The sequence below is a fragment of the Nonomuraea sp. NPDC048826 genome (assembly GCF_043198225.1).
Classification (GTDB): domain Bacteria; phylum Actinomycetota; class Actinomycetes; order Streptosporangiales; family Streptosporangiaceae; genus Nonomuraea.
In genome coordinates this window covers 536365-556683 of the sequence record NZ_JBICUQ010000004.1, presented here as the reverse complement: position 1 = coordinate 556683, position 20319 = coordinate 536365, and the positions used below count along the sequence as shown (strand labels likewise).

At 72.8% G+C, this 20319-nt stretch carries 19 protein-coding genes; 14 read left to right on the top strand and 5 right to left on the bottom strand.

Going from position 1 to position 20319, the window contains the following annotated elements:
- Positions 1–16: 16 nt before the first annotated feature.
- Entirely contained in the window at positions 17–1489 is a 1473-nt protein-coding gene (locus ACGFI7_RS17065) for an FGGY family carbohydrate kinase (protein ID WP_393405157.1), read from the bottom strand.
- Between the two features lie 116 nt (positions 1490–1605).
- Here ACGFI7_RS17065 and ACGFI7_RS17060 point away from each other — a divergent pair, with 116 nt between their 5' ends.
- Positions 1606–2631 carry a 6-phosphofructokinase gene (locus ACGFI7_RS17060; RefSeq protein ID WP_393405155.1) on the top strand — a complete coding sequence of 342 codons (1026 nt, stop codon included), beginning with the start codon at positions 1606–1608 and terminating at the stop codon, positions 2629–2631.
- A 148-nt stretch (positions 2632–2779) separates the two neighbouring features.
- Here the strand turns inward: ACGFI7_RS17060 and ACGFI7_RS17055 are convergent, their stop codons facing one another.
- Positions 2780–3556 carry an MHYT domain-containing protein gene (locus ACGFI7_RS17055; protein WP_393405153.1) on the bottom strand — a complete coding sequence of 259 codons (777 nt, stop codon included), beginning with the start codon at positions 3554–3556 and terminating at the stop codon, positions 2780–2782.
- Positions 3557–3830: 274 nt separating this feature from the next.
- Between ACGFI7_RS17055 and thiI the strand changes: the two genes are divergently transcribed.
- Positions 3831–5027 carry a tRNA uracil 4-sulfurtransferase ThiI gene (gene thiI / locus ACGFI7_RS17050; protein WP_393405151.1) on the top strand — a complete coding sequence of 399 codons (1197 nt, stop codon included), beginning with the start codon at positions 3831–3833 and terminating at the stop codon, positions 5025–5027.
- Between the two features lie 38 nt (positions 5028–5065).
- Here the strand turns inward: thiI and aroF are convergent, their stop codons facing one another.
- Positions 5066–6097, bottom strand: a complete 1032-nt coding sequence (gene aroF, locus ACGFI7_RS17045; protein WP_393405149.1) for a 3-deoxy-7-phosphoheptulonate synthase — start codon at positions 6095–6097, stop codon at positions 5066–5068.
- A gap of 248 nt (positions 6098–6345) precedes the next feature.
- Here aroF and ACGFI7_RS17040 point away from each other — a divergent pair, with 248 nt between their 5' ends.
- The 3 genes from ACGFI7_RS17040 (at position 6346) to ACGFI7_RS17030 (ending at position 8928) form a co-directional block, all read left to right on the top strand.
- Positions 6346–6942 carry a molybdopterin-dependent oxidoreductase gene (locus ACGFI7_RS17040; protein ID WP_393405146.1) on the top strand — a complete coding sequence of 199 codons (597 nt, stop codon included), beginning with the start codon at positions 6346–6348 and terminating at the stop codon, positions 6940–6942.
- 55 nt (positions 6943–6997) lie between these two features.
- A complete protein-coding gene (locus tag ACGFI7_RS17035; protein ID WP_393405143.1) occupies positions 6998–8122 on the top strand; it encodes a sensor histidine kinase in 1125 nt (374 codons plus the stop codon).
- 65 nt (positions 8123–8187) lie between these two features.
- The gene (locus ACGFI7_RS17030; RefSeq protein ID WP_393405140.1) at positions 8188–8928 is read left to right on the top strand and encodes a LytR/AlgR family response regulator transcription factor; all 741 of its coding nucleotides are present in this window, start codon (positions 8188–8190) and stop codon (positions 8926–8928) included.
- 525 nt (positions 8929–9453) lie between these two features.
- On the opposite strand, the gene ACGFI7_RS17025 is transcribed toward ACGFI7_RS17030, so the two are convergent.
- Positions 9454–10296: a deoxyribonuclease IV gene (locus ACGFI7_RS17025; RefSeq protein WP_393405137.1), complete on the bottom strand. Its 843-nt coding sequence runs from the start codon at positions 10294–10296 to the stop codon at positions 9454–9456.
- 171 nt (positions 10297–10467) lie between these two features.
- On the opposite strand from ACGFI7_RS17025, the gene uraD reads away from it, so the two are divergent.
- The 9 genes from uraD (at position 10468) to alc (ending at position 18309) form a co-directional block, all read left to right on the top strand.
- A complete protein-coding gene (uraD, locus tag ACGFI7_RS17020) occupies positions 10468–10977 on the top strand; it encodes a 2-oxo-4-hydroxy-4-carboxy-5-ureidoimidazoline decarboxylase (protein ID WP_393405135.1) in 510 nt (169 codons plus the stop codon).
- Positions 10974–11273 carry a hydroxyisourate hydrolase gene (gene uraH, locus ACGFI7_RS17015; protein ID WP_393405131.1) on the top strand — a complete coding sequence of 100 codons (300 nt, stop codon included), beginning with the start codon at positions 10974–10976 and terminating at the stop codon, positions 11271–11273. The genes uraD and uraH overlap by 4 nt, the downstream gene beginning before the upstream one ends.
- Complete coding sequence (gene pucL / locus ACGFI7_RS17010; RefSeq protein WP_393405128.1) at positions 11274–12137, top strand: factor-independent urate hydroxylase; 864 nt, start codon at positions 11274–11276, stop codon at positions 12135–12137.
- 3 nt (positions 12138–12140) lie between these two features.
- Positions 12141–13001, top strand: coding sequence for an FAD binding domain-containing protein (locus ACGFI7_RS17005; protein WP_393405125.1), 861 nt, complete (start codon positions 12141–12143; stop codon positions 12999–13001).
- The gene (locus ACGFI7_RS17000) at positions 13001–13471 is read left to right on the top strand and encodes a (2Fe-2S)-binding protein (RefSeq protein WP_393405122.1); all 471 of its coding nucleotides are present in this window, start codon (positions 13001–13003) and stop codon (positions 13469–13471) included. Before ACGFI7_RS17005 ends, ACGFI7_RS17000 begins: the two co-directional genes overlap by 1 nt.
- Positions 13468–14847 (top strand): 8-oxoguanine deaminase, encoded by a 1380-nt coding sequence (locus ACGFI7_RS16995; RefSeq protein WP_393405120.1) that lies wholly within the window; start codon positions 13468–13470, stop codon positions 14845–14847. Before ACGFI7_RS17000 ends, ACGFI7_RS16995 begins: the two co-directional genes overlap by 4 nt.
- Positions 14848–14908: 61 nt before the next feature.
- Entirely contained in the window at positions 14909–16051 is a 1143-nt protein-coding gene (locus tag ACGFI7_RS16990) for a glycerate kinase (protein ID WP_393405118.1), read from the top strand.
- Between the two features lie 11 nt (positions 16052–16062).
- On the top strand, positions 16063–17364 hold the full coding sequence (gene allB / locus ACGFI7_RS16985) for an allantoinase AllB (protein ID WP_393405116.1): 1302 nt from the start codon (positions 16063–16065) through the stop codon (positions 17362–17364).
- On the top strand, positions 17365–18309 hold the full coding sequence (gene alc / locus ACGFI7_RS16980; protein ID WP_393405112.1) for an allantoicase: 945 nt from the start codon (positions 17365–17367) through the stop codon (positions 18307–18309).
- Here the strand turns inward: alc and pknB are convergent.
- Positions 18306–20195, bottom strand: a complete 1890-nt coding sequence (gene pknB, locus ACGFI7_RS16975; RefSeq protein ID WP_393405110.1) for a Stk1 family PASTA domain-containing Ser/Thr kinase — start codon at positions 20193–20195, stop codon at positions 18306–18308. The genes alc and pknB overlap by 4 nt on opposite strands.
- Positions 20196–20319: the final 124 nt, after the last annotated feature.

The window sequence follows — 20319 nt, the reverse complement described above, 5'->3', positions numbered from 1 at the left end:
CAGTTGTCGCCGGCAGTCACAACGTCTCTCCGTGTGTCGTCATCGCCAGGCGCACCGCCCGGCGCCAGTGGGCGTAGGCAGCGTCGTCGCGCTCACCCGGTTCGAAGCGGCGGTCGAGCTGCCAGGTCTTGCGCAGCTCGTCCGGCGAGCCCCACACTCCCGCGCCCAGCCCGGCCAGGAACGCCGCGCCCAGCGCCGTGGTCTCCTGGATGACCGGCCGTTCGACGGGCGTGCCGAGCTGATCGGCCTGGAACTGCATGAGCAGGTCGTTGCCGCTGGCCCCGCCGTCGGCCTTGAGCACCGGCGGCCGCCCCTCGGCCGACGCCTCCACCACGTCGCGGACCTCGAACGCGATCGCCTCCAGCGTGGCCCGCACCAGGTGGGCGCGGGTGGTGCCGCGGGTGATGCCGGTGATGAGGCCGCGCGCCTCGGGGTCCCAGTGCGGGGCGCCCAGCCCGGTCAGCGCGGGCACGAACACCACGCCGCCGCTGTCGGTGACCGTGCGGGCCAGCGCCTCGGACTCCGCCGCGGTGCCGATCAGCCCGAGCCCGTCGCGCAGCCACTGCACCGCCGCGCCGGTCACGAACACCGACCCCTCCAGCGCGTACGTGCGCTCGCCCGACGGGGCCTGCCAGGCCACCGTGGTCAGCAGCCCCGACTCCGAGCGGACGATCTCGGTGCCGGTGTTGGTCAGGATGAACGAGCCCGTCCCGTAGGTGCACTTGACCTCGCCCACCCCGTAACAGGTCTGGCCGAACAGCGCCGCCTGCTGGTCGCCCGCCACCCCGCTGATCGGCAGGGACAGCCCGAGGAACGCGCCGGGGTCCGTCCGGCCCAGCTCGCCGTAGTTGGGCACCACCTCGGGCAGCGCCGACTCGGGCACCCCCAACAGCTCGCACAGCTCCGGCTCCCACGCGCCGGACTCCAGCCCGTACAGGAGCGTGCGCGAGGCGTTGGACGGGTCGGTCACGTGCCGCGCGCCCGCGGTGAGCCGGGCGATCAGGTAGGAGTCGACGGTGCCCACCACGACCCGGCCCGAGGTGACGCCCTCCCAGGCGGCCGGGTCGTGCTCGGCCAGCCAGGTGAGCTTGGACCCGGTGAAGTACGGGTCGAGGCGCAGCCCGGTCAGCTCGGTCACCCGGGGCTCGTGCCCGGCGTCGCGCAGCCGCTCGCAGATGCCGGCGGTGCGGCGGTCCTGCCACACGACGGCGCGGCGCGGCGCGGCCAGGGAACGCCGGTCCCACAGCACCGCCGTCTCGCGCTGGTTGGTGATCCCGACGCAGGCCGGCGTCCTCGCGGCCCCGCGCAGCGCGGTGGCGCAGGCGCTCAGCGTGGCCTGCCAGATGTCCTCGGGGTTGTGCTCCACCCAGCCCGGGCGCGGGAAGTGCTGGGCGAACTCCTCGTACCCCCTCGACTCGATCCGGCCGTCCTCGGTCACCACGAGCGCCGTGACGCCCGTCGTCCCCGCGTCAATGGCCAACACGCTCACGAAATCGCCTCCTGAACCACGTTTAGGCCGCTACGCTCGCCTTTGGTCTAGACCAATGCCCGTACCGACGGGCACAATGCGATTCTGGTCGTGAACCACGTCGGGAGGAACCCGCCATGCGTATAGGAGTGCTCACCGGAGGGGGCGACTGCCCCGGTCTGAACGCGGTGATCAGAGGCGTCGTCCGCAAGGGGGTGAGCGTCTACGGACACGAGTTCGTCGGCTTCCGTGACGGCTGGCGCGGTCCCTTGGAAGGCGAGACGATGCCGCTGGACATCCAGGCCGTCCGGGGCATCCTGCCGCGCGGCGGCACCATACTCGGCTCCTCCAGGACCAACCCGCTCAAGATCGAGGGCGGTGTCGACCGGATCAAGGAGAACCTCGCGGCCACCGGCGTCGACGCGCTCATCGCCATCGGCGGCGAAGACACCCTCGGCGTGGCCAAGCAGCTCTTCGACCGCGACGTCAAGGTCGTCGGCGTGCCCAAGACGATCGACAACGACCTGTCCGGCACCGACTACACCTTCGGCTTCGACACCGCGGTCAACATCGCCACCGAGGCCATCGACCGGCTCCACACCACCGCCGAGTCCCACCACCGGGCGCTCATCTGCGAGGTCATGGGCCGCCACGCCGGGTGGATCGCGCTGCACGCGGGCATGGCCGGCGGCGCCAACGTGATCCTCATCCCGGAGAAGCCGTTCGACATCGACCGCGTCTGCGAGTACGTCGAGTCCCGCTTCCGCACCCGCTACTCGCCCATCATCGTGGTCGCCGAGGGCGCCCACCCGATCGAGGGGCAGATGCAGTTGCAGGCAGGGGAGCTCGACGCGTTCGGGCACGTCCGGCTGGGCGGCATCGGCGAGACGCTGGCCAAGGAGATCGAGAAGCGGACCGGCAAGGAGGCCCGCACGACCGTGCTCGGCCACATCCAGCGCGGCGGCACGCCCACGGCCTTCGACCGGGTGCTGGCCACGAGGTTCGGCCTGCAGGCGATCGACGCGGTGCACGACGGCGACTTCGGCAAGATGGTGGCGCTGCGCGGCACCGACATCATCCGCGTCGGGCTGGACGAGGCCACGGCCGAGCTGAAGACGGTGCCGGCCGAGCGTTACACCGAGGCCGAGGTCTTCTTCGGGTGAGTGTTTCCGGGCTGTAAGCGACTTGCAAGCGGGCGGCCGTACCTTCTTCAACAGCGGGGTTACCGCTACAACCCCCCTTAGGGGTACGGCTTGCGCCGCGGCGAGTAGGCGGCCCACCACGCGTCGCAAGCCGTACCCATGAGATAGCTCAACCGCGGGGCGTGCCGAAGAGATCCACATCCGGCGCGCCCCCGCTGTTGTCCCTGACCGGCGGCCGTCCCTGGGCGCGGGCGAGAAATTCCTGCTCGTGGCGGAGCTCCCGCTCGCTGGGGGAGAGCATGACGGCCAGCAGCAGCCCCACCGTGATCACGGTGATGCCGACGACCAGCGGCAGCAGGAAGTCGATGCCCGGCGTGCCGCCCACGTGGCCCGGGGTGTGGTGCAGCTCCACCGACATCCCCAGCATGCCGGTGTAGTGCATGCCCGTCACCGCGACGCCCATGAGCAGGGCGGCGCCGCCCGTCTTCAGCGCTCCGGAGACGCGGCCGGCGAACCAGAGCGCCGCGGTCGCCGCCGCGACGGCGATGAGCACGGACAGCGTGACCGTGATCGGGTCGTACGAGACGTGCGCGGACATCCGCATCGCGATCATGCCCAGGTAGTGCATGCCGGCCACGCCGAGCCCGGCCAGCACCCCGCCGCCGATCAGGTACGGCGTCCGCAGCCTGCCGTAGTGGACCAGGAACAGGCCCGCGCCGACGACCACGATGGCCAGCAGGGCGGAGGCGGCGGTCAGAGGCACGTCGTAACGGATCACGGTACCGCTCACCGCGAAGCCCATCATGGCGATGAAGTGCATCGTCCAGATGCCGGTGCCGCCGATGGCGACGGCCGCGCCGACGAGCCAGTAGCCGCTCTCCCGCCCGTGCGCGAGCCGGGCGCGGGAGCTGAGCAGCAGCCCGAGCAGCGAACCCAGGCTCGACATGGCGTACGCGAGGATCGGCGTGATCCATCCATACGCGAAATGGTCAATTGGTGACATACCCGCCCCTAGAATTCCGTTGGAGGGAGTATGCGCGGGATTTAGATGAAAGCGCAACTAACGGTTCTGTGACGGCCGGAACGACGCGCGACCTGCGGCTTGATCATTAAGATGAGCCAAGCTCGGAGCGTCCGCGAATGCCCTCTCCGGACTAAACTCGATGCCCTGAAGCGTTGCCCTCAGAGCGCGCATCCCCTGTCTCCCCGGAGGTTCCACCATGACGATGTCGGCCCTGGGCGAGCCGTGCGTTCTGCTCAAGCTGGGCGAGATCGTCCTCAAAGGCAAGAACCGCGAGCTGTTCGAACGCCGCCTCATCGGCAACATCCGCCACGCGCTCAAGGAGTTCGACCTCAGGGTCGACGTGCGCAGGCGGCACGGCGTCATCGCGATCTTCCTGCCCGGCGGCACCACCCCCGAGCGGGCGCGGGCCGTCGCCGAGCGGGTCGCCGACGTGCCCGGCCTGGTGTGGATCCACCCCGCCTGGCGGGTCGCCAAGGACCCCGAGACCGTGCTCAAGGCCGGGCTGGCGCTGTTCGCCGAGCGCGAGGAGGTCGCACGCAAGGCCAGCTTCGCGGTCCGCTCACGCCGCCGCGACAAGCGCTTCCCGCTGCGCTCCAACGAGCTCGACCGGCTCGTCGGCGGCGCCATCAACGACGAGTACGGCCTGCCGGTCGACCTCAGCAACCCCGAGCTGACGCTGTTCATCGAGGTCGACAGGGACGAGGTGTTCGTCTTCACCGGCGGGCTGCCCGGACAGGGCGGCCTCCCTGTCGGCAGCAGCGGCCGGGCGCTGGTCCTGATGTCGGGCGGCATCGACTCGCCCGTGGCCGCCTACCGGATGATGCGGCGCGGGCTGCACGTCGACTTCCTCCACTTCTCCGGCATCCCGTTCACCACGTCCGAGTCCATCTACAAGGCCTACGCGCTGGTGCGGAAGCTCGACCGGTTCCAGGGCGCGTCACGGCTGTGGGTGGTGCCGTTCGGCAAGGCCCAGCAGTCGATCCGCAACTCCGGCCAGGACCGGCTCGCCGTGATCGCCCAGCGGCGGCTGATGCTCAAGACGGCCGAGGAGGTCGCCCACCGCATCCGCGCCGGCGCGCTGATCACCGGTGACGCGCTGGGCCAGGTGTCCTCCCAGACGCTGGCCAACATCACCGCCCAGGACCACGCCGTCGACCTGCCGATCCTGCGCCCGCTGGTGGGCTGGGACAAGACCGAGATCATGGCCGAGGCCCGGCGCATCGGCACGCTGGAGATCTCCGAGCTGCCCGACGAAGACTGCTGCACGCTCCTGGCCCCGCGCCGCGCGGAGACCCGCGCCAAGATCGAGGACCTCAAGCAGATCGAGAAGCGCCTCGACGCCGAGGAGCTGGCCGTCCAGCTCGCCGACTCCATCCAGGAGTACACGCTCTGACCGGGGGCGGGGCCCGCCGGGCCCCGCCCCTTCAAGCGTCAGACCGCCAGCGCGGCCGCCGCCGTCTTGCCCAGCAGCGGCGGGAAGTCGCGCATGACCTGGGCCAGCTCGCCCAGGTCGGTGTCGACCAGCGCCTGCGGCCCGTCGCACAGCGCCTGCTCAGGCCGCGGGTGCACGTCGATGATGACGCCGTCGGCGCCGACGGCGATGGCCGCCCGGCTCAGCGGCAGCACCAGGTCGCGACGGCCGCCCGAGTGCGACGGGTCCACCAGCACCGGCAGGTGCGACAGCCGCTGCGCCACCGGCACCGCCGACACGTCCAGCGTGTTGCGGGTCGCGGTCTCGAAGGTCCTGATGCCCCGCTCGCACAGCACCACGTCCAGGTTGCCGCGCTGCGCGATGTACTCGGCCGCCATCAGCCACTCCTCCATGGTGGCGCTCATGCCGCGCTTGAGCAGCACCGGCTTCCCGGCCGCGCCGACCGCCTGCAGCAGCCCGAAGTTCTGCGCGTTGCGGGTGCCGACCTGCAGCATGTCCGCGTACGAGGCCACCAGCGGCACGTCGTGCGCGTCCACCACCTCGGTCACGATCGGCAGCCCGGTCTCCTCACGCACGTCGGCCAGGATGCGCAGCCCCTGCTCGCCCAGCCCCTGGAACGCGTAGGGCGAGGTGCGCGGCTTGTAGGCTCCGCCGCGCAGCAGCGTCGCCCCGGCCGCCTGCGCCATCCTGGCCGCCTCCAGCGTCTGCTCCGGCGTCTCCACCGCGCACGGGCCCGCGATGAGCGTCACCGTGCCGGGCCCGATCGGCACCCCGCCCACGTGCACCGTCGAGCGTTCGGGGTGGTTCTCCCTGCTGACCAGCTTGTAGGGACTGGAGATCCGCATCACGTCCCGTACCCCCGCCATGCCGCGCAGGCCCGCCGCGTCGAGCTGGGTCACGTCGCCCACCAGGCCGACGATCGTCCGCTGCACCCCCTTGCTCACGAACGCCTCCACGCCGGCCGACTGCACGACGGCGACGACGGACGCCACGTCCGCCGAGGTGGCCTCGGGGCCCATCACGATGACCATGTGTACTCCCTTGGGAAACGCAGAAGGCCCCGGGTCCTGTCGGACCCGGGGCCTTCGTGCTCGCCTATGTCTGCTAGCGCAGCGCTAGGTGGCGAACGGTCCGACCGATGGGTCCGTCGCCATACCAAAACAGGAACGCGGTGCGCATAGTGCGGCAATACTACCCCACGTCGACCCGCTGCCCGGCCGCTCACCCACCGGTGGCAGGATGGCTCAAGACCGAGCGACCGGCGAGGGGAGCAGTAATCGTGGAGGAGACGCGCCTGCCGCCAGGCCAGTACGTCCCCCGCGGCCTACCCGTGATCCACTACGGCCGGGTGCCTCCGTTCAAGCCCGAGTCGTGGGACTTCAAGGTGTTCGGCGCCACCGCCTCGGGCGCCGAGCACGCCTTCGGCTGGGAGGAGTTCTCCGGCCTGGCCCAGACGACCCGCGTGGCCGACTTCCACTGCGTCACCAAGTTCTCCGTGCCCGACCTGGAGTGGCGCGGCGTGGCCCCGGCCGCCGTGGTCGCCGCCGCCCCACCCGCTCCCGGGGTGCGGCACGTGATGATCTGGGCCGAGTACGGCTACAGCGCCAACCTCCGGTGGTCCGACTTCACCGCCGAGGCCACGCTGTTCGCCACCGAGATGGGGGAGAAGCCGCTGACCGCCGAGCACGGCGCGCCCGTCCGCCTCGTCGTGCCCCACCTGTACGGGTGGAAGAGCGTCAAATGGGTGCGCGCGATCGAGTACCTATTGGAGGACCGGCGGGGCTTCTGGGAGGAACGCGGCTACCACAACGTCGCCGACCCGTGGCGCGAGCAGCGCTACTCCTACCAGGAGGACCCGGGCGACGGCCCACCATGAGGTGACCTGCGGGTTTCCGCCACCACCTGGGCGGTTGTTGGCTACGGTTGCCCGCATGCTGACCACCGCATGCGTGGTGCTCCCCTGTCTCGCCTTCGTCCTCGGCTACACCCTTGCCCGGCGCCGCGCGGTGCCGGAACGCCGGGATCGCGAGGCGGTCTTCACCACGCTGCACCTCGCCGCCCTGGCGGCCCCCGCGTTGCGTGCGGGGCTCAACCGCGACTCCGCCCGCAAGGCCGTGCGCCATCTGCACGCCCTGCTCGGCACGTACGCGGTCGCGATCACCTCCACCGAGGCCGCGCTGGCCTGGGACGGCCCCTGCTCCGACGAGGTCCTCACCTACACCAGGTCCGCGCTCGCCGCCGGCCGGGCCCAGGTGTTCGCCGGCGAGCCGTACGGCGCGGTCGTCGTGCCGCTCACCGTCGACGGCAAGGTCGTCGGGGCGCTGGCGGCCTTCGACGACGAGCTCAGCGCCGGGCTGGTGCGCACCGTCGGCGAGGTCGCCCGCTGGATGTCCGGCCAGCTGGAGCTGGCCGAGCTGGACACCTCGCGGCGGCGCGCGCTGGAGGCCGACATGCGCGCGCTGCGCGCGCAGATCTCGCCGCACTTCGTCTACAACGCGCTCACCACCATCGCCTCGTTCGTCCGCACCGACCCCGGCCGCGCCCGCGAGCTGCTGCTGGACTTCGCGGACTTCGCCCGGTACGCGCTGCGCCGGGCGGACGACTTCACCACCCTCGCCGACGAGCTCACCTGCGTCGACCGCTACTTGCTGCTGGAGCGCGCCAGGTTCGGCGACAAGCTGCGCTTCAGCCTTCAGGTGGCGCCCGAGGTGCTGCCCGTGCCCGTCCCGTTCCTGTGCCTGCAGCCGCTGGTCGAGAACGCCATCAAGCACGGCATGCGCGGCCGCGCGGGGGAGGTGCGGATCGTCGCCCGCGACGCCGGCCCCGAGGCGCACATCACGGTCGAGGACGACGGCGCAGGCATGGACCCCGAACGCGCCAGGCGCGTGCTCGACGAGGACCCCGGCCGGGAGGGCGCCGGCATCGGCCTGGCCAACGTCGACCTGCGGTTGCGCCAGATCTACGGCGACGGCTACGGGCTGCGGGTAGAAACGGCGCTGGGCGCGGGCACGAAGGTGCGGCTGCGGGTGCCGAAGGCGCAACTGACCTCTCTGTGACGCCACAGTCACCCATCGTGTTCTTGGGCCTTGTGAGCCCGGCGTTTCTGGTGCAGCGTAGTGACATGCTTCGTGTGCTGGTCGTCGACGACGAGGTGCCCGCGCTGGAGGACTTGGCCTACCTGCTGCGCCAGGACGGCCGCGTCGAGCAGGTGCTGACCGCGTCCGACGGGGTCACGGCGCTGCAGGACATGGTCCAGATGGTCGCGACCGGCGAGCGGCTCGACGCCGTGTTCCTCGACATCCGCATGCCCGGCCTCGACGGCCTCGACCTGGCCCGGCTGGTCGGCGGCTTCCCCAGCCCGCCGAAGCTGGTGTTCGTCACCGCCCACGACGAGTGCGCGGTGCAGGCGTTCGAGCTGGAGGCCGTCGACTACCTCCTCAAGCCCGTCAGGGCCGAGCGGCTCGCGGAGGCGGTGCGCCGGCTGGAGGTCGCCTCCTCGCCGCCCCCCGATCCCGGCCAGGACGACGTGATCCCGGTCGAGCTCGGCGGCCGGACCCGGTTCGTGCCGCAGCAGGCGGTGCGCTTCGCCGAGGCCCAGGGCGACTACGTGCGCCTGCACACCGTCGACGGCAGCTACCTCGTCCGCATGTCGCTGGCGGCTCTGGAGCGCCGCTGGGCGGACGCCGGGTTCATCCGGGTCCACCGCAGCACGCTGGTCTCCAGCCGCCACGTGAGCGAGCTCAGGTTCGAGGGCGGCCGCGTCACCCTCACCGTCGGCACCGAGACCCTGCAGGTCAGCCGGCGGCACACCAGGCAGGTGCGCGAGCAGCTGGTCCGCCAGCACCGCGGCGTCATGTCCTGACGCGCTCCCGCCCTCGGGGCGGGTGTGAACGAGGGCCGGGCGCACGCCCGCCCGCCGGTCCCCCATGTTCGGGAACGATCGTGATTTCGCAGGTCACACGCCTCGCGCTGCCTCGGCCCGCGCTGGTCCCGCATCCCGGTGGAGACGCTCGGCACCCGGGAAGCGACCGTTCGTCGCACCCGGACGACCGCACATCGTACGGACACGCTCCGCACATCGATGGCTACGCGCCGTTCGACGAGCTGGTCGCGAAGGGGGTTACCCCAGGTAGATCACGACCGTAGTGTTTCGGCATCGGAAGCCACCCGGCGCATCGGGGGGACGAGCCGAAAGGTTCGCCGTATGCGCCGGATCCCTGGTGACCACGCAGGTCACCTCGGCTGACGGGCCCTTGACCGGGGGGTGGGGCCCGCCGGCCGGACACGTGCAGGGGCGCCCGCGGGGGTCGCGGACAGACCGCGATCCGGCCACACGGGGGCGGCCGGATCCCACCGGCGGGCGCCCTTTGCACGGAGGCCCGGGGGCTCAGCCCTCGTCGCGCAGGCGCTTCAGGGTCTCGATGTCCTCGCGGTGCTTGTCGGCCTTGCCCGGCGTCTCGATGCAGAGGGGCACCCCCGCCGCCGCCGGATGACGCATCAGCTCGGCGAAGGGCCGGGCGCCGATGTGGCCCGCGCCGATGTTCTCGTGACGGTCCTTCTTGGCGCCGCACACGTCCTTGGAGTCGTTGGCGTGGATCAGCTTGAGCCGGCCCGGCGCGACCTTGTGGAGCAGGTCGAGCGTGTCGCGGACGCCGCCCTCCGCAGCCAGGTCGTGACCCGCGGCGAAGGCGTGACAGGTGTCGAGGCAGACGCCGGCCCGCGGATGCCAGTCGAGCGCCGCGAGGTAGGGCTCCAGGTCCTCCACCGTGGCGCAGAGCATCGCGCCCTGCCCCGCCATCGGCTCGAGCAGCAGGTCGGGCCCGCCGTCGGGGATCTCGTCGAGCAGCGGCAGCAGATGCTCACGCAGCTGGCGCATCGCGTCGTCGCGCGGCTGCGACACCGCCGACCCGGTGTGCACCACGACGCCCTTGGCCCCGATGTCGGCGCCGCGCCGCAGCGTGTGACGGACCACCGCCACCGAGTTGGCGAGCGTCTCGGCGTTCGGCGAGCCGAAGTTGGCCAGATAGGGGACGTGCACGAAGGTCTCGACACCGGACTCGGCGAGCAGCGCGTCCTGGTCGGGCTTGCCGGGCGGGAGGGCCCAGCCGCGCGGGTTGGTGACGAACACCTGGATCATCTCGGCGCCGATCTCGGCCATGTAGGCGAGACCGCCCTTGGCCAGGCCGCCGCTGACGGACACGTGGCCGCCGATGAGAGAGCGTGGGGTCATGATGGCCATCAGTGTACGACCCCGCGACGTCCGCGCTGGTCGGCAGGCCGGTGGCCGCCCGCGCGCCCGCGGCGGCTTGGAGCATGACACGAAAAGTCTTGGCCAACCCGGGGGCCGGTTCGGAGTTCTCGCGGCTGGACCGGGCACGACCGGCGTGTGTGTACTCGTCTCATGCCGCACACACCCGCCGGGCTGGCCGCCTTCAACGCCCTCGACCAGGAGGACGCGGAGAAGGAACTGCTCGCCTGCTGCGCCTCCCGCGCCTTCGCCCGGGAGGTCGCCGCGCGCCGCCCCTACCCGGACCAGGAACGGCTCACGGAGACCGCCGGGCAGGCCGTGCTGGCGCTGGACTGGCCCGCCGTGCTGGAGGCGCTGAGCGCCCACCCGCGCATCGGCGAACGCCCGGCAGGCGACTCGCGCGAGGCCGCCTGGTCCCGCCGCGAGCAGGCCGGGGTCGGGGACGAGCAGCGCGCCGCGCTCGCCGAGGGCAACCGCGCCTACGAGGAGCGCTTCGGGCACGTCTACCTCGTCTGCGCCACCGGCCGGACCGGCGCCGAGATGCTCCGGCTGCTGCGCGAGCGGCTCGGCCACGACGAGGAGACCGAGCGCCGCACCGTACGGGAGGAACTCGCCAAGATCACCCGGCTCCGGGCGGGCAAGCTGGCGGAGGGGGACCGATGAGCTTCTCGACGCACGTGCTCGACGCGACGACCGGCCGGCCCGCCGCCGGGATGCGGGTACGGCTGGAGCACGCGGGCGAGGTCGTGGCCGAGGGCGTCACCGACGCCGACGGCCGGATCAAGGGCTGGCAGCCGGGCGCGGGCGTGCACCGGGTGGTGTTCGACACCGGCGCCCATCTGGCCGACACCTTCTACCCGGAGGTCGTCATCGCCTTCACCGTGACCGACCCGGCCGACCACTACCACGTGCCGCTGCTGCTCAGCCCGTACGCGTACTCCACCTACCGAGGGAGCTAAATGGCGATCGTTCTCGGGCCCAACCGCTACGGCAAGGCCGAGACCAGGCTGGTGCGGGTCGTCAGGGACGGCGACGTCCATCACGTCAAGGACGTCAACGTCAGCACCTCGCTGTCCGGCGCCATGCGCGACGCGCACCTCACCGGCGACAACGCCGCCGTGCTGCCGACCGACACGCAGAAGAACACCGCGTACGCCCTGGCCCGCGAGCACGGCGTGGACCAGATCGAGGACTTCGCCCTCCTGCTGGCCCGCCACTTCACCGGCCACGACACGATCCACCACGCCAGGGTCGCGATCGAGGAGTACGGCTGGGACCGGATCGGCGACACCGGCCACTCCTTCGCCCGCTCCGGCGGCGAGGTGCGCACCTGCGTGGTGCACCACGACCGCGACGGCCGCGCCAGCCTGGTCTCCGGGTTGACGGGCCTGGTGGTGATGAACACGACCGGCTCGGAGTTCCACGGCTTCCGCACCGACCCGTACACCACGCTGCGGCCCGCCACCGACCGGATCCTCGCCACCGCCGTGGACGCCCGCTGGCGGCACGCGGGCACGAGCGGCGACTTCGCCGCGTCCCACGCGCTCGTCCGCCGGTGCCTGCTGGAGGCGTTCGCCGGCACGCACAGCCTGTCGTTGCAGCAGACCCTGTACGCGATGGGGGAACGGGTGCTGGCCACCTGCCCGGACATCTGCGAGATCAGGCTGACCCTGCCGAACAAGCACCACTTCCTCGTCGACCTGGCCCCGTTCGGGCTGGACAACGAGAACGAGATCTTCTACGCCGCCGACCGGCCCTACGGGCTGATCGAGGGCACGGTGCTGCGCGACGACGCACCCGACGCCGGATTCGCCTGGGAGTGAGCGATGGAATTCCTGCGCCCCACCACATGGGCCGAGGCGCTGGCCGCCAAGGCCGACCAGCCGGACGCGGTGCCCGTCCAGGGTGGCACCGACGTCATGGTCGAGATCAACTTCGCCGTGCGCCGGCCGCCGGCCCTGCTCGACCTCACCGCCGTGCCTGAGCTGGCCACCTGGTCCCTGGAAGGCGGCCGGCACCGGATCGGCGCCGCCGTCCCGTACAGCACGATCATCACCGAGCTCGGCGGCGCGCTGCCGGGGCTCGCGCAGGCGGCGCGGACGGTCGGCTCGCCGCAGATCCGCAACCGCGGATCGGTCGGCGGGAACCTCGGCGCGGCCTCGCCCGCGGGCGACAGCCATCCGCCCCTGCTCGCCGCCGGCGCCGCCGTCGAGGTGGAGTCACGCGACCGCGGCGTCCGGACGATCCCCGCCGACGAGTTCTACCTGGGCGTCAAGCGCTCCGCGCTGCTCCCTGACGAGCTGATCAAGGCCGTGCACGTCGCCCCCGCGTCCGGGCCGCAGTACTTCTCCAAGGTCGGCACCCGCAACGCCATGGTGATCGCCGTCTGCTCGTTCGCGGTCGCGCTGCACCCGGACGAGCGGCGCGTCGGCACCGGGCTGGGCTCCGCCGCGCCCACGCCGCGCCGGGCCCTGGAGGCCGAGGAGTTCCTCGCCGCCGAGCTCGACTGGTCGGCGCCGCTCCCGCCCGCGCTGCTGACGCGGTTCGGCGAGCTGTGCGCGGCCGCCGCTTCGCCGATCGACGACGTGCGCGGCACCGCCGGCTACCGCCGGCACGCCATCGCGGTGCTGGCCCGCCGCACGCTCACCTGGGCGTGGCAGGACCATCTGGGAAGGAGGGCGGCCTGATGAGGGTGACGTTCACGGTCAACGGCCGCGAGGAGACGGCCGAGGACGTGTGGGAGGGCGAGAGCCTGCTGTACGTGCTGCGCGAGCGGCTGGGCCTGCCCGGGTCCAAGAACGCCTGCGAGCAGGGCGAGTGCGGCTCCTGCACGGTCTACCTCGACGACGCGCCGGTCTGCGCCTGCCTGGTCGCCGCGGGCCAGGTCCAGGGCCGCCGGGTGCGCACCGTCGAAGGACTTGCCGAGCGGGGGCTGGACCCGGTGCAGGAGGCGTTCGTGGAATCCGGCGCGGTGCAGTGCGGCTTCTGCACGCCCGGCCTCATCGTGCAGGCGCACGACCTGCTCGAACGCGTCGAACGCCCGTCCGACGCGGAGATCCGCGAGGCGCTGGCCGGCAACCTGTGCCGGTGCACCGGCTACGAGAAGATCCTCGACGCCGTCCGGCTGGCGGCCGAGCGCAAGGCGGCGGCCCGGTGAGCCTGCTCATCGAGAACGCCTACCTCGCCCCCGTCGCCGGCCCGGAGATCGAGCGCGGCTGGATCCTCGTCGACGGCGACCGGATCACCGCGCTCGGCCCGATGGACCGGCCCGCCGACGCCGACGGCGCGACCCGGATCGACGCCACCGGCTGCCTGGCCACCCCCGGCCTGGTCAACACCCACCACCACCTCTACCAATGGGCCTCCCAGGGACTCGCCCAGGACGCGACCCTGTTCGCCTGGCTGGTGGCGCTCTACCAGGTGTGGGCCGCCATGGACGCCGAGGTCGTCCGGGGCGCGGCCACGGCCGGGCTCGGCTATCTCGCGCTGACCGGCTGCACCACCTCCAGCGACCACCACTACGTCTTCCCCAAGGGCCGCGGCGACCTGCTCGCCGCCGAGATCGAGGCCGCCCGCGAGCTGGGCATCCGCTTCCACCCGGCCCGGGGCTCCATGGACCGCGGCCAGTCGGCGGGCGGGCTGCCGCCGGACGTGGTCGTGGAGGAACTGGACGACATCCTCGCCGCCACCGCCGACGCCGTGGACGCCTACCACGACCCGTCGCCGTCCTCGATGCTGCGGATCGCGGTCGCGCCCTGCTCGCCGTTCTCCGTCAGCGGCGAGCTGATGACCGAGGCCGCCAGGCTCGCCCGTGAGAAGGGCGTGCGGCTGCACACCCACCTGGCCGAGACGCTCGACGAGGAGGAGCACTGCCAGGCCCAGTTCGGCATGCGCCCGGTCGACTACATGGACAAGCTCGGCTGGCTCGGCACTGACGTGTGGGTGGCGCACGCCGTGCACCTCGACGACGCCGACATCGGCAAGCTCGCCCGCACCGGCACCGGCTCGGCCCACTGCCCCTCGTCCAACGGCCGCCTCGGCGCGGGCATCGCCCGCGTGTCGGAGATGCTGCGGCGCGGCGCCAACGTCGGGCTCGGCGTCGACGGCAGCGCCTCGTCCGAGCTGACCGGCCTGGCCGGGGAGATGCGCCAGGCGCTGCTCTTCCAGCGGGCCCGCTACGGCCCGACGGCGCTCACCGCCCGCCAGGCGCTGGAGGTCGCCACCCTCGGCGGCGCACGCAACCTCGGCCGCGAGGACGACCTCGGCACGCTGGAACCGGGCAAGCTCGCCGACCTGGCGCTGTGGCGGGTGGACGGGCCGTTCACCGCCGCCGTGACCGACCCGGTCTGCGCGCTCGTCTTCGGCCCCCAGCCGCCGCTGGCCAGGCTCCTGGTAGGCGGGCGCACCGTGGTCGAGGACGGCGAGCTGCGCACCGTCGCGCACGACGCCGCCGGGCGGGCGGGGGCCGACGCACACCGCCGCCTGCTGCGGATGGCGGAGGAGCAGGGGTTCACCGCCTCCCGTGAGCTCTGAGACGCGCGGATGTGATGATGGTGGATCTCGCCGCTATGCCGTCCATGACAGGAGTTCCCCAGTGGTCCAGCACGTCCTCGTCGCCCCGGACAAGTTCAAGGGATCGCTGACCGCGGCCGAGGTGGCCGCCACCGTCGCCGCCCACCTCGGCGTCCCCGCCGTCGAGCTGCCCGTCGCCGACGGCGGCGACGGCACCGTCGACGCCGCCGTGGCCGCCGGGTTCGACCGCGTCCCCGTGCGCGTGACCGGGCCGACCGGCGAGCCCGTCGACGCCTCGTACGCCAGGCGCGACGGCACCGCCGTCGTCGAGCTCGCCGAGGCGTCCGGGCTGCGCCGCCTGCCCGCCGGGCCCGAGCCGCTCACCGCCACCAGCCACGGCACCGGGGAGCTGATCGCCGACGCCGTCAAGCAGGGCGCCACCCGGATCGTGCTCGGCCTCGGCGGCAGCGCCTGCACCGACGGGGGAGCGGGCATGGTCCAGGCGCTCGGCGCTCGGCTCCTCGACGCCGAGGGCCGCGACCTGGCCCGCGGCGGCGCCGCCCTGCGCGACCTGGACCGCATCGACGTCTCCGGCCTCCTCGACGTCTCCGGCGTCTCGTTCGTGGTGGCCGGCGACGTCGACAACCCGCTGCTCGGCCCGCACGGCGCCGCCGCCGTCTACGGGCCGCAGAAGGGCGCCAACCCGGAGCAGGTCAAGCTGCTCGACGCCGCGCTCGGCCGGTTCGCCGCCGTGGCCACCCGCACTCACGGCCTGGCGGGCGCCGTCGAGCACGACGACACCCCGCGCGCCATGGGCGTCGCAGGGGCGCCCGGCGCGGGCGCGGCCGGCGGCGTCGGCTTCGCCGCCCTTGCCTTCCTGCACGCCGGCATCCGGCCCGGCATCGACTACCTACTCGACCTGCTCGGCTTCCCCGAGCACGTCGAAGGCGCCCGGCTGGTGATCACCGGCGAGGGCTCGCTCGACGAGCAGACGCTGCGCGGCAAGGCCCCCGCCGGCGTCGCCCGCGCCGCCGCCGCGGCGGGCGTCCCCGTGGTCGCCGTCTGCGGCCGCCGCACCCTCACCGACGAGCAGCTGCGCGAGGCCGGCATCGAGGCCGCGTACGCGCTCGCCGACCTGGAGCCGGACCCCGCCCGCAGCATGGCCGAGGCCCGCCCGCTCCTCGCCCGCCTCACGGCCCTGCTGGCCGCCGAACGGCTCGCCTGAAGGAGCACGCCTTGTACGACCTCGTCGTCCGATCCCACAGGACCGTCACCCCGGAGGGCGAGCGGCCGCTCGCCGTGGCCGTCCGCGCCGGGCGGATCGCGGCGCTGCACGACCACGCGGCGCCGCTGGAGACGGCCGAGGACGTCGACCTGCGCGACCTCGTCCTGCTGCCCGGCCTGGTCGACACCCACGTGCACGTCAACGAGCCCGGCCGCACCGACTGGGAGGGGTTCGCCACCGCCACCAGGGCGGCCGCGGCCGGCGGCGTCACCACGATCGTCGACATGCCGCTCAACGCGCTGCCGCCCACCGTCAGCGTGGCCGCGCTGGAGGAGAAACTGCGGGCCGCCGAGGGGCAGTGCCACGTCGACGTCGGCTTCTGGGGCGGCGCCGTGCCCGGCAACCTCGATGACCTCCGGCCGCTGCACGACCGGGGCGTGCGCGGGTTCAAGTGCTTCATGTCGCCGTCCGGGGTGGAGGAGTTCCCGCATCTCGCGCCGGAGGAGATCCGCGAGGTCATGGCCGGGCTGGCCGGGTTCGGCGGGCTGCTGGTCGTGCACGCCGAGGACCCCGCCCTGCTGGGCGAGTGTGCCGGCCCCGGCTACGCCGCCTTCCTCCGCTCCCGGCCCGGCGCGGCCGAGCGCAGCGCCGTCGAGCGGGTCGTCCGGCTCGCCCGCGAGACCGGTGCCCGCGCGCACGTCCTGCACGTCTCCAGCGCCGACTGCCTCGACGTGCTGGAGGCCGCCCAGGCCGACGGCCTGCCCGTCACCGCCGAGACCTGCCCGCACTACCTGACGCTCACCGAAGAGGACGTGCCGGAAGGCGACACCGCCTACAAGTGCTGCCCGCCCATCCGCTCCGCCGCCAACCGCGACCGGCTCTGGGACGGGCTCGCCCGCGGCGTGCTGAACTGCGTCGTCACCGACCACTCGCCGTCCACAGCCGACCTCAAGGTGCCCGACTTCGCCGCCGCCTGGGGCGGCGTCGCCTCGCTCCAGCTCGGGCTGCGCGCCGTCTGGACCGAGGCGTCCCGGCGCGGGCACGGGCTCGCCGACGTCGCCCGCTGGATGTCGGCCGCCCCGGCCCGGCTGGCAGGCCTGCGCGGCAAGGGCGGCATCGAGCCGGGCAACGACGCCGACCTGGTCGCCTTCGACCCGGACGCCGCCGAACCCGTCGACGCCCACCGGCTGCACCACAAGAACCCCGTCACCCCGTACCAGGGCCGCCGTCTCAAGGGCGCCGTGCTCACCACCTGGCTGCGGGGCCGGCCCGTCGACGACGTCCCGTACGGGACCTTCCTGCTGGGAGCGTAGATGAGCGACCTCACCCGCCTGCCCGACCTCGCGCTGCGCCGGCACGGCGGATCGGTGATCGCCGCCAGCGACGAGTCGTTCGCCGGGAAGGAGAACCTCATCCGGCCCGGCAGGCCCGCCTTCCAGGCCGCCACCTTCGACGGCAAGGGGCAGGTCTACGACGGCTGGGAGACCCGCCGCCGCCGCGAGCCCGGGCACGACTGGGCGATCGTCCGGCTCGGCCTGCCCGGCGTGGTCCGCGGCGTGGTCGTCGACACCGCCTGGTTCAAGGGCAATTATCCGCCGCACGCCGCCGTCGAGGCCGCCGACGTCGCCGGCCACCCATCGGCCGACGAGCTGGAGCGGGCCGACTGGGTCACGATCGTGCCCAAGAGCCCGCTCAAGGGCGACAGCGAGCACTTGTTCGAGGTGGCCGGCGAACGCCGCTTCACCCACGTACGGCTGCTCATGTATCCCGACGGCGGCATCGCCCGGCTGCGCGTGCACGGCGAGCCCCGCCCCGACCTGTCCGTCTGGGACGGGCTCGGCCTCGACCTCGCCGCGCTGGAGAACGGCGGGCTGGTCACCGCCTGCTCAGACGCGTTCTACTCCTCGCCCAACAACGTCATCGCCCCCGGCCTGGCCCGCAACCAGGCCGAGGGCTGGGAGACCGCGCGCCGCCGCGACGGCGGCCACGACTGGCTCGTCGTCCGCCTGGCCGGGCGCGGGCGCGTCAGCCTCGCCGAGATCGACACCACCAACCTGATCTTCAACGCGCCCGCCGCCGTGACGCTCACCGGCCTCGACGGCGACCGCGAGGTCCCGCTGCTGGACAGGACTCCGCTCCGGCCCGACACGCCGCACCGCTTCCGGCTCGCGCCGCACGACCCCGTCGACCACGTACGCGTCGACATCCACCCCGACGGCGGGCTGGCCCGCGTCCGCCTGTGGGGCCACCTGAGCTAGTGCCAGAGGTGGACCTCTGAGCCCGGCGGACGCTCGGCGTTGGGCCCCGGGCGCTGGAACCGCACCACGCCGCTGTTGGACAGGTTGTGCACCCGCACCCGGAAGCCCTGGGCCTGCAGCTCGTTCTTCGCGTCGTTGATGCTCTTGCCCATCACGCCCGGCATGACCCGGAACTCCCGGTCGTCGCGGGCCTCCTGATCACCCTGGAACCAGTGCCAGAAGTCGGTCTGGCAGCGCGCGACCGTGATCATCGCGCCGGTGCCCCGGTCGACCTCGGACTTGGCCTTCGGCGCCTGCGCGATCACGGTGCAGGGCTCGGCGTCGTCGTCGACCTCGTTGACCTGCACCTGGAAGCCCTGCTCGGTCAGGAACGCCGCCGCCTCGTCCTTCGGCATGCCCGCGACGTCCGGCATGACCAGGCCCGCGCTCACGTAGATGTCGACCTTGGCGCCTTCCTTGACCTTCTCGCCCACCTGCGGCGAGGTGCGGATCACGTGGTTGCGCTCCACCTCGAGGTTCTTGACGCGGCGCATCTTGCCGACCGTCAGCCCGGCCTCGCCGATCGCCGCCCTGGCGTCGTCCTGCGTCATGCCGGCGGTCTTCGGCACCAGCACCCGCTTCGGGCCCAGCGACGGCACCAGCGTGATCGTGGTGCCGGCCTCCACCTCGGTGCCGTGGGCCGGCTCCATGCTCAGCACCGACCCCTCGGCGATCTTCTCGTCGTGGCGGCCCTCGACCTTGGCCACCTTGAAGCCCTGCGCCCGCGCGCTCTGCTCGGCCACCGCTAGGTTCTTGCCCACGAGGTCGGGCACGATCTTGTAGCTCTTCTGCGAGAAGTAGAGCCCGGTCGCGGCGACCGCGGCCACCATGATCACGGCCAGCGCCACCAGGAACCAGGTCGGCTTGATCCGGCCGCCCTTGGGCCGCGGCGGGGCCGGCGGGGGCACCTCCTCGCGCGGCTGGATCAGCGTGTGCGCCGGGGCCGCCGCCGGACTGGTGTAGGCGCCGCTCGGCCGCGCGTGCTGCGCGCCCGACAGCCTCGGCAGCGCACGGTGCGCCTCGACCGCCTGCACCAGCATCGCCGTCGCGTCCGAGGGACGATCCTGCGGCTCGCGCGCCGTCGCCCGCGCCACCAGCGTGTCGATCAGCGCGGGCACCTCGCCCACCAGCGACGACGGCGCCGGCACCGTGTCGTGCACGTGGCGGTAGGCGACCGACATCGGCGTCTCGCCGTCGTACGGCTGCCGGCCCGTCACCAGCTCGAACAGCATGATGCCGGCCGCGTACACGTCGCTGCGCACGTCGGCGCCGCCGGTCATCACCTGCTCGGGTGACATGTAGCCGATCGTGCCGATCATCACGCCGGTGCGCGTCTGGTTGGTGGCCTCGATGGCGCGGGCCAGGCCGAAGTCCACCACCTTGATGCGGCCGTCGTCGGCCAGCAGCACGTTCTCGGGCTTGACGTCGCGGTGCACCATGCCCGCCTGGTGGGCCGCGCCGAGCGCCGCGAGCACCGGGATCATGATCTCCAGCGCCTCGCGGGCGGGCAGCCTGCCACGGTCGCGCAGCACGTCGCGGAGCGTCTTGCCCGGAACGTACTCCATCGACAGGTAGACGACGTCGCCGTCGGTGCCCTGGTCGAACACGTGCACCACGTTGGGGTGCGAAAGACTGGCCACCGACTTCGCCTCGCCGATGAACCTGCGCACGAACGCAGGGTCGTCGGCGAGCGAGCGGTGCATCACCTTCAGCGCGACGGTCCGGTCGAGCCGGACGTCGAGCGCGAGGTAGACAGTCGCCATGCCACCCCGGGCGATCCGGGACTCGACGCGGTAACGCCCGTCGAGCAGCCGACCGACCAGAGGGTCCGCAGTCGTCGTGTCCACGCGGCTGAGTTTACGGGCGTTTCGCCCTCGGGAGGGCCTGACCATCCGAAACCGATGCCGACCCGTGCCGTTCCGTGACGCAAGAGTACTCCTGCGCCACCGGAGAACCCGCATCCCGTGGCTC

Excerpts from the sequence above, each read along its gene's own strand:
- uraH (WP_393405131.1), top strand. The coding sequence starts at position 10,974 with ATGAGCTTCTCGACGCACGTGCTCGACGCGACGACCGGCCGGCCCGCC.
- ACGFI7_RS17055 (WP_393405153.1), bottom strand. The coding sequence starts at position 3,556 with ATGTCGAGCCTGGGTTCGCTGCTCGGGCTGCTGCTCAGCTCCCGCGCC.
- ACGFI7_RS17060 (WP_393405155.1), top strand. The coding sequence starts at position 1,606 with ATGCGTATAGGAGTGCTCACCGGAGGGGGCGACTGCCCCGGTCTGAAC.
- ACGFI7_RS17025 (WP_393405137.1), bottom strand. The coding sequence starts at position 10,296 with ATGACCCCACGCTCTCTCATCGGCGGCCACGTGTCCGTCAGCGGCGGC.
- ACGFI7_RS17035 (WP_393405143.1), top strand. The coding sequence starts at position 6,998 with ATGCTGACCACCGCATGCGTGGTGCTCCCCTGTCTCGCCTTCGTCCTC.
- ACGFI7_RS17030 (WP_393405140.1), top strand. The coding sequence starts at position 8,188 with ATGCTTCGTGTGCTGGTCGTCGACGACGAGGTGCCCGCGCTGGAGGAC.
- uraD (WP_393405135.1), top strand. The coding sequence starts at position 10,468 with ATGCCGCACACACCCGCCGGGCTGGCCGCCTTCAACGCCCTCGACCAG.
- alc (WP_393405112.1), top strand. The coding sequence starts at position 17,365 with ATGAGCGACCTCACCCGCCTGCCCGACCTCGCGCTGCGCCGGCACGGC.
- pucL (WP_393405128.1), top strand. The coding sequence starts at position 11,274 with ATGGCGATCGTTCTCGGGCCCAACCGCTACGGCAAGGCCGAGACCAGG.
- aroF (WP_393405149.1), bottom strand. The coding sequence starts at position 6,097 with ATGGTCATCGTGATGGGCCCCGAGGCCACCTCGGCGGACGTGGCGTCC.
- ACGFI7_RS17000 (WP_393405122.1), top strand. The coding sequence starts at position 13,001 with ATGAGGGTGACGTTCACGGTCAACGGCCGCGAGGAGACGGCCGAGGAC.
- ACGFI7_RS17005 (WP_393405125.1), top strand. The coding sequence starts at position 12,141 with ATGGAATTCCTGCGCCCCACCACATGGGCCGAGGCGCTGGCCGCCAAG.
- thiI (WP_393405151.1), top strand. The coding sequence starts at position 3,831 with ATGACGATGTCGGCCCTGGGCGAGCCGTGCGTTCTGCTCAAGCTGGGC.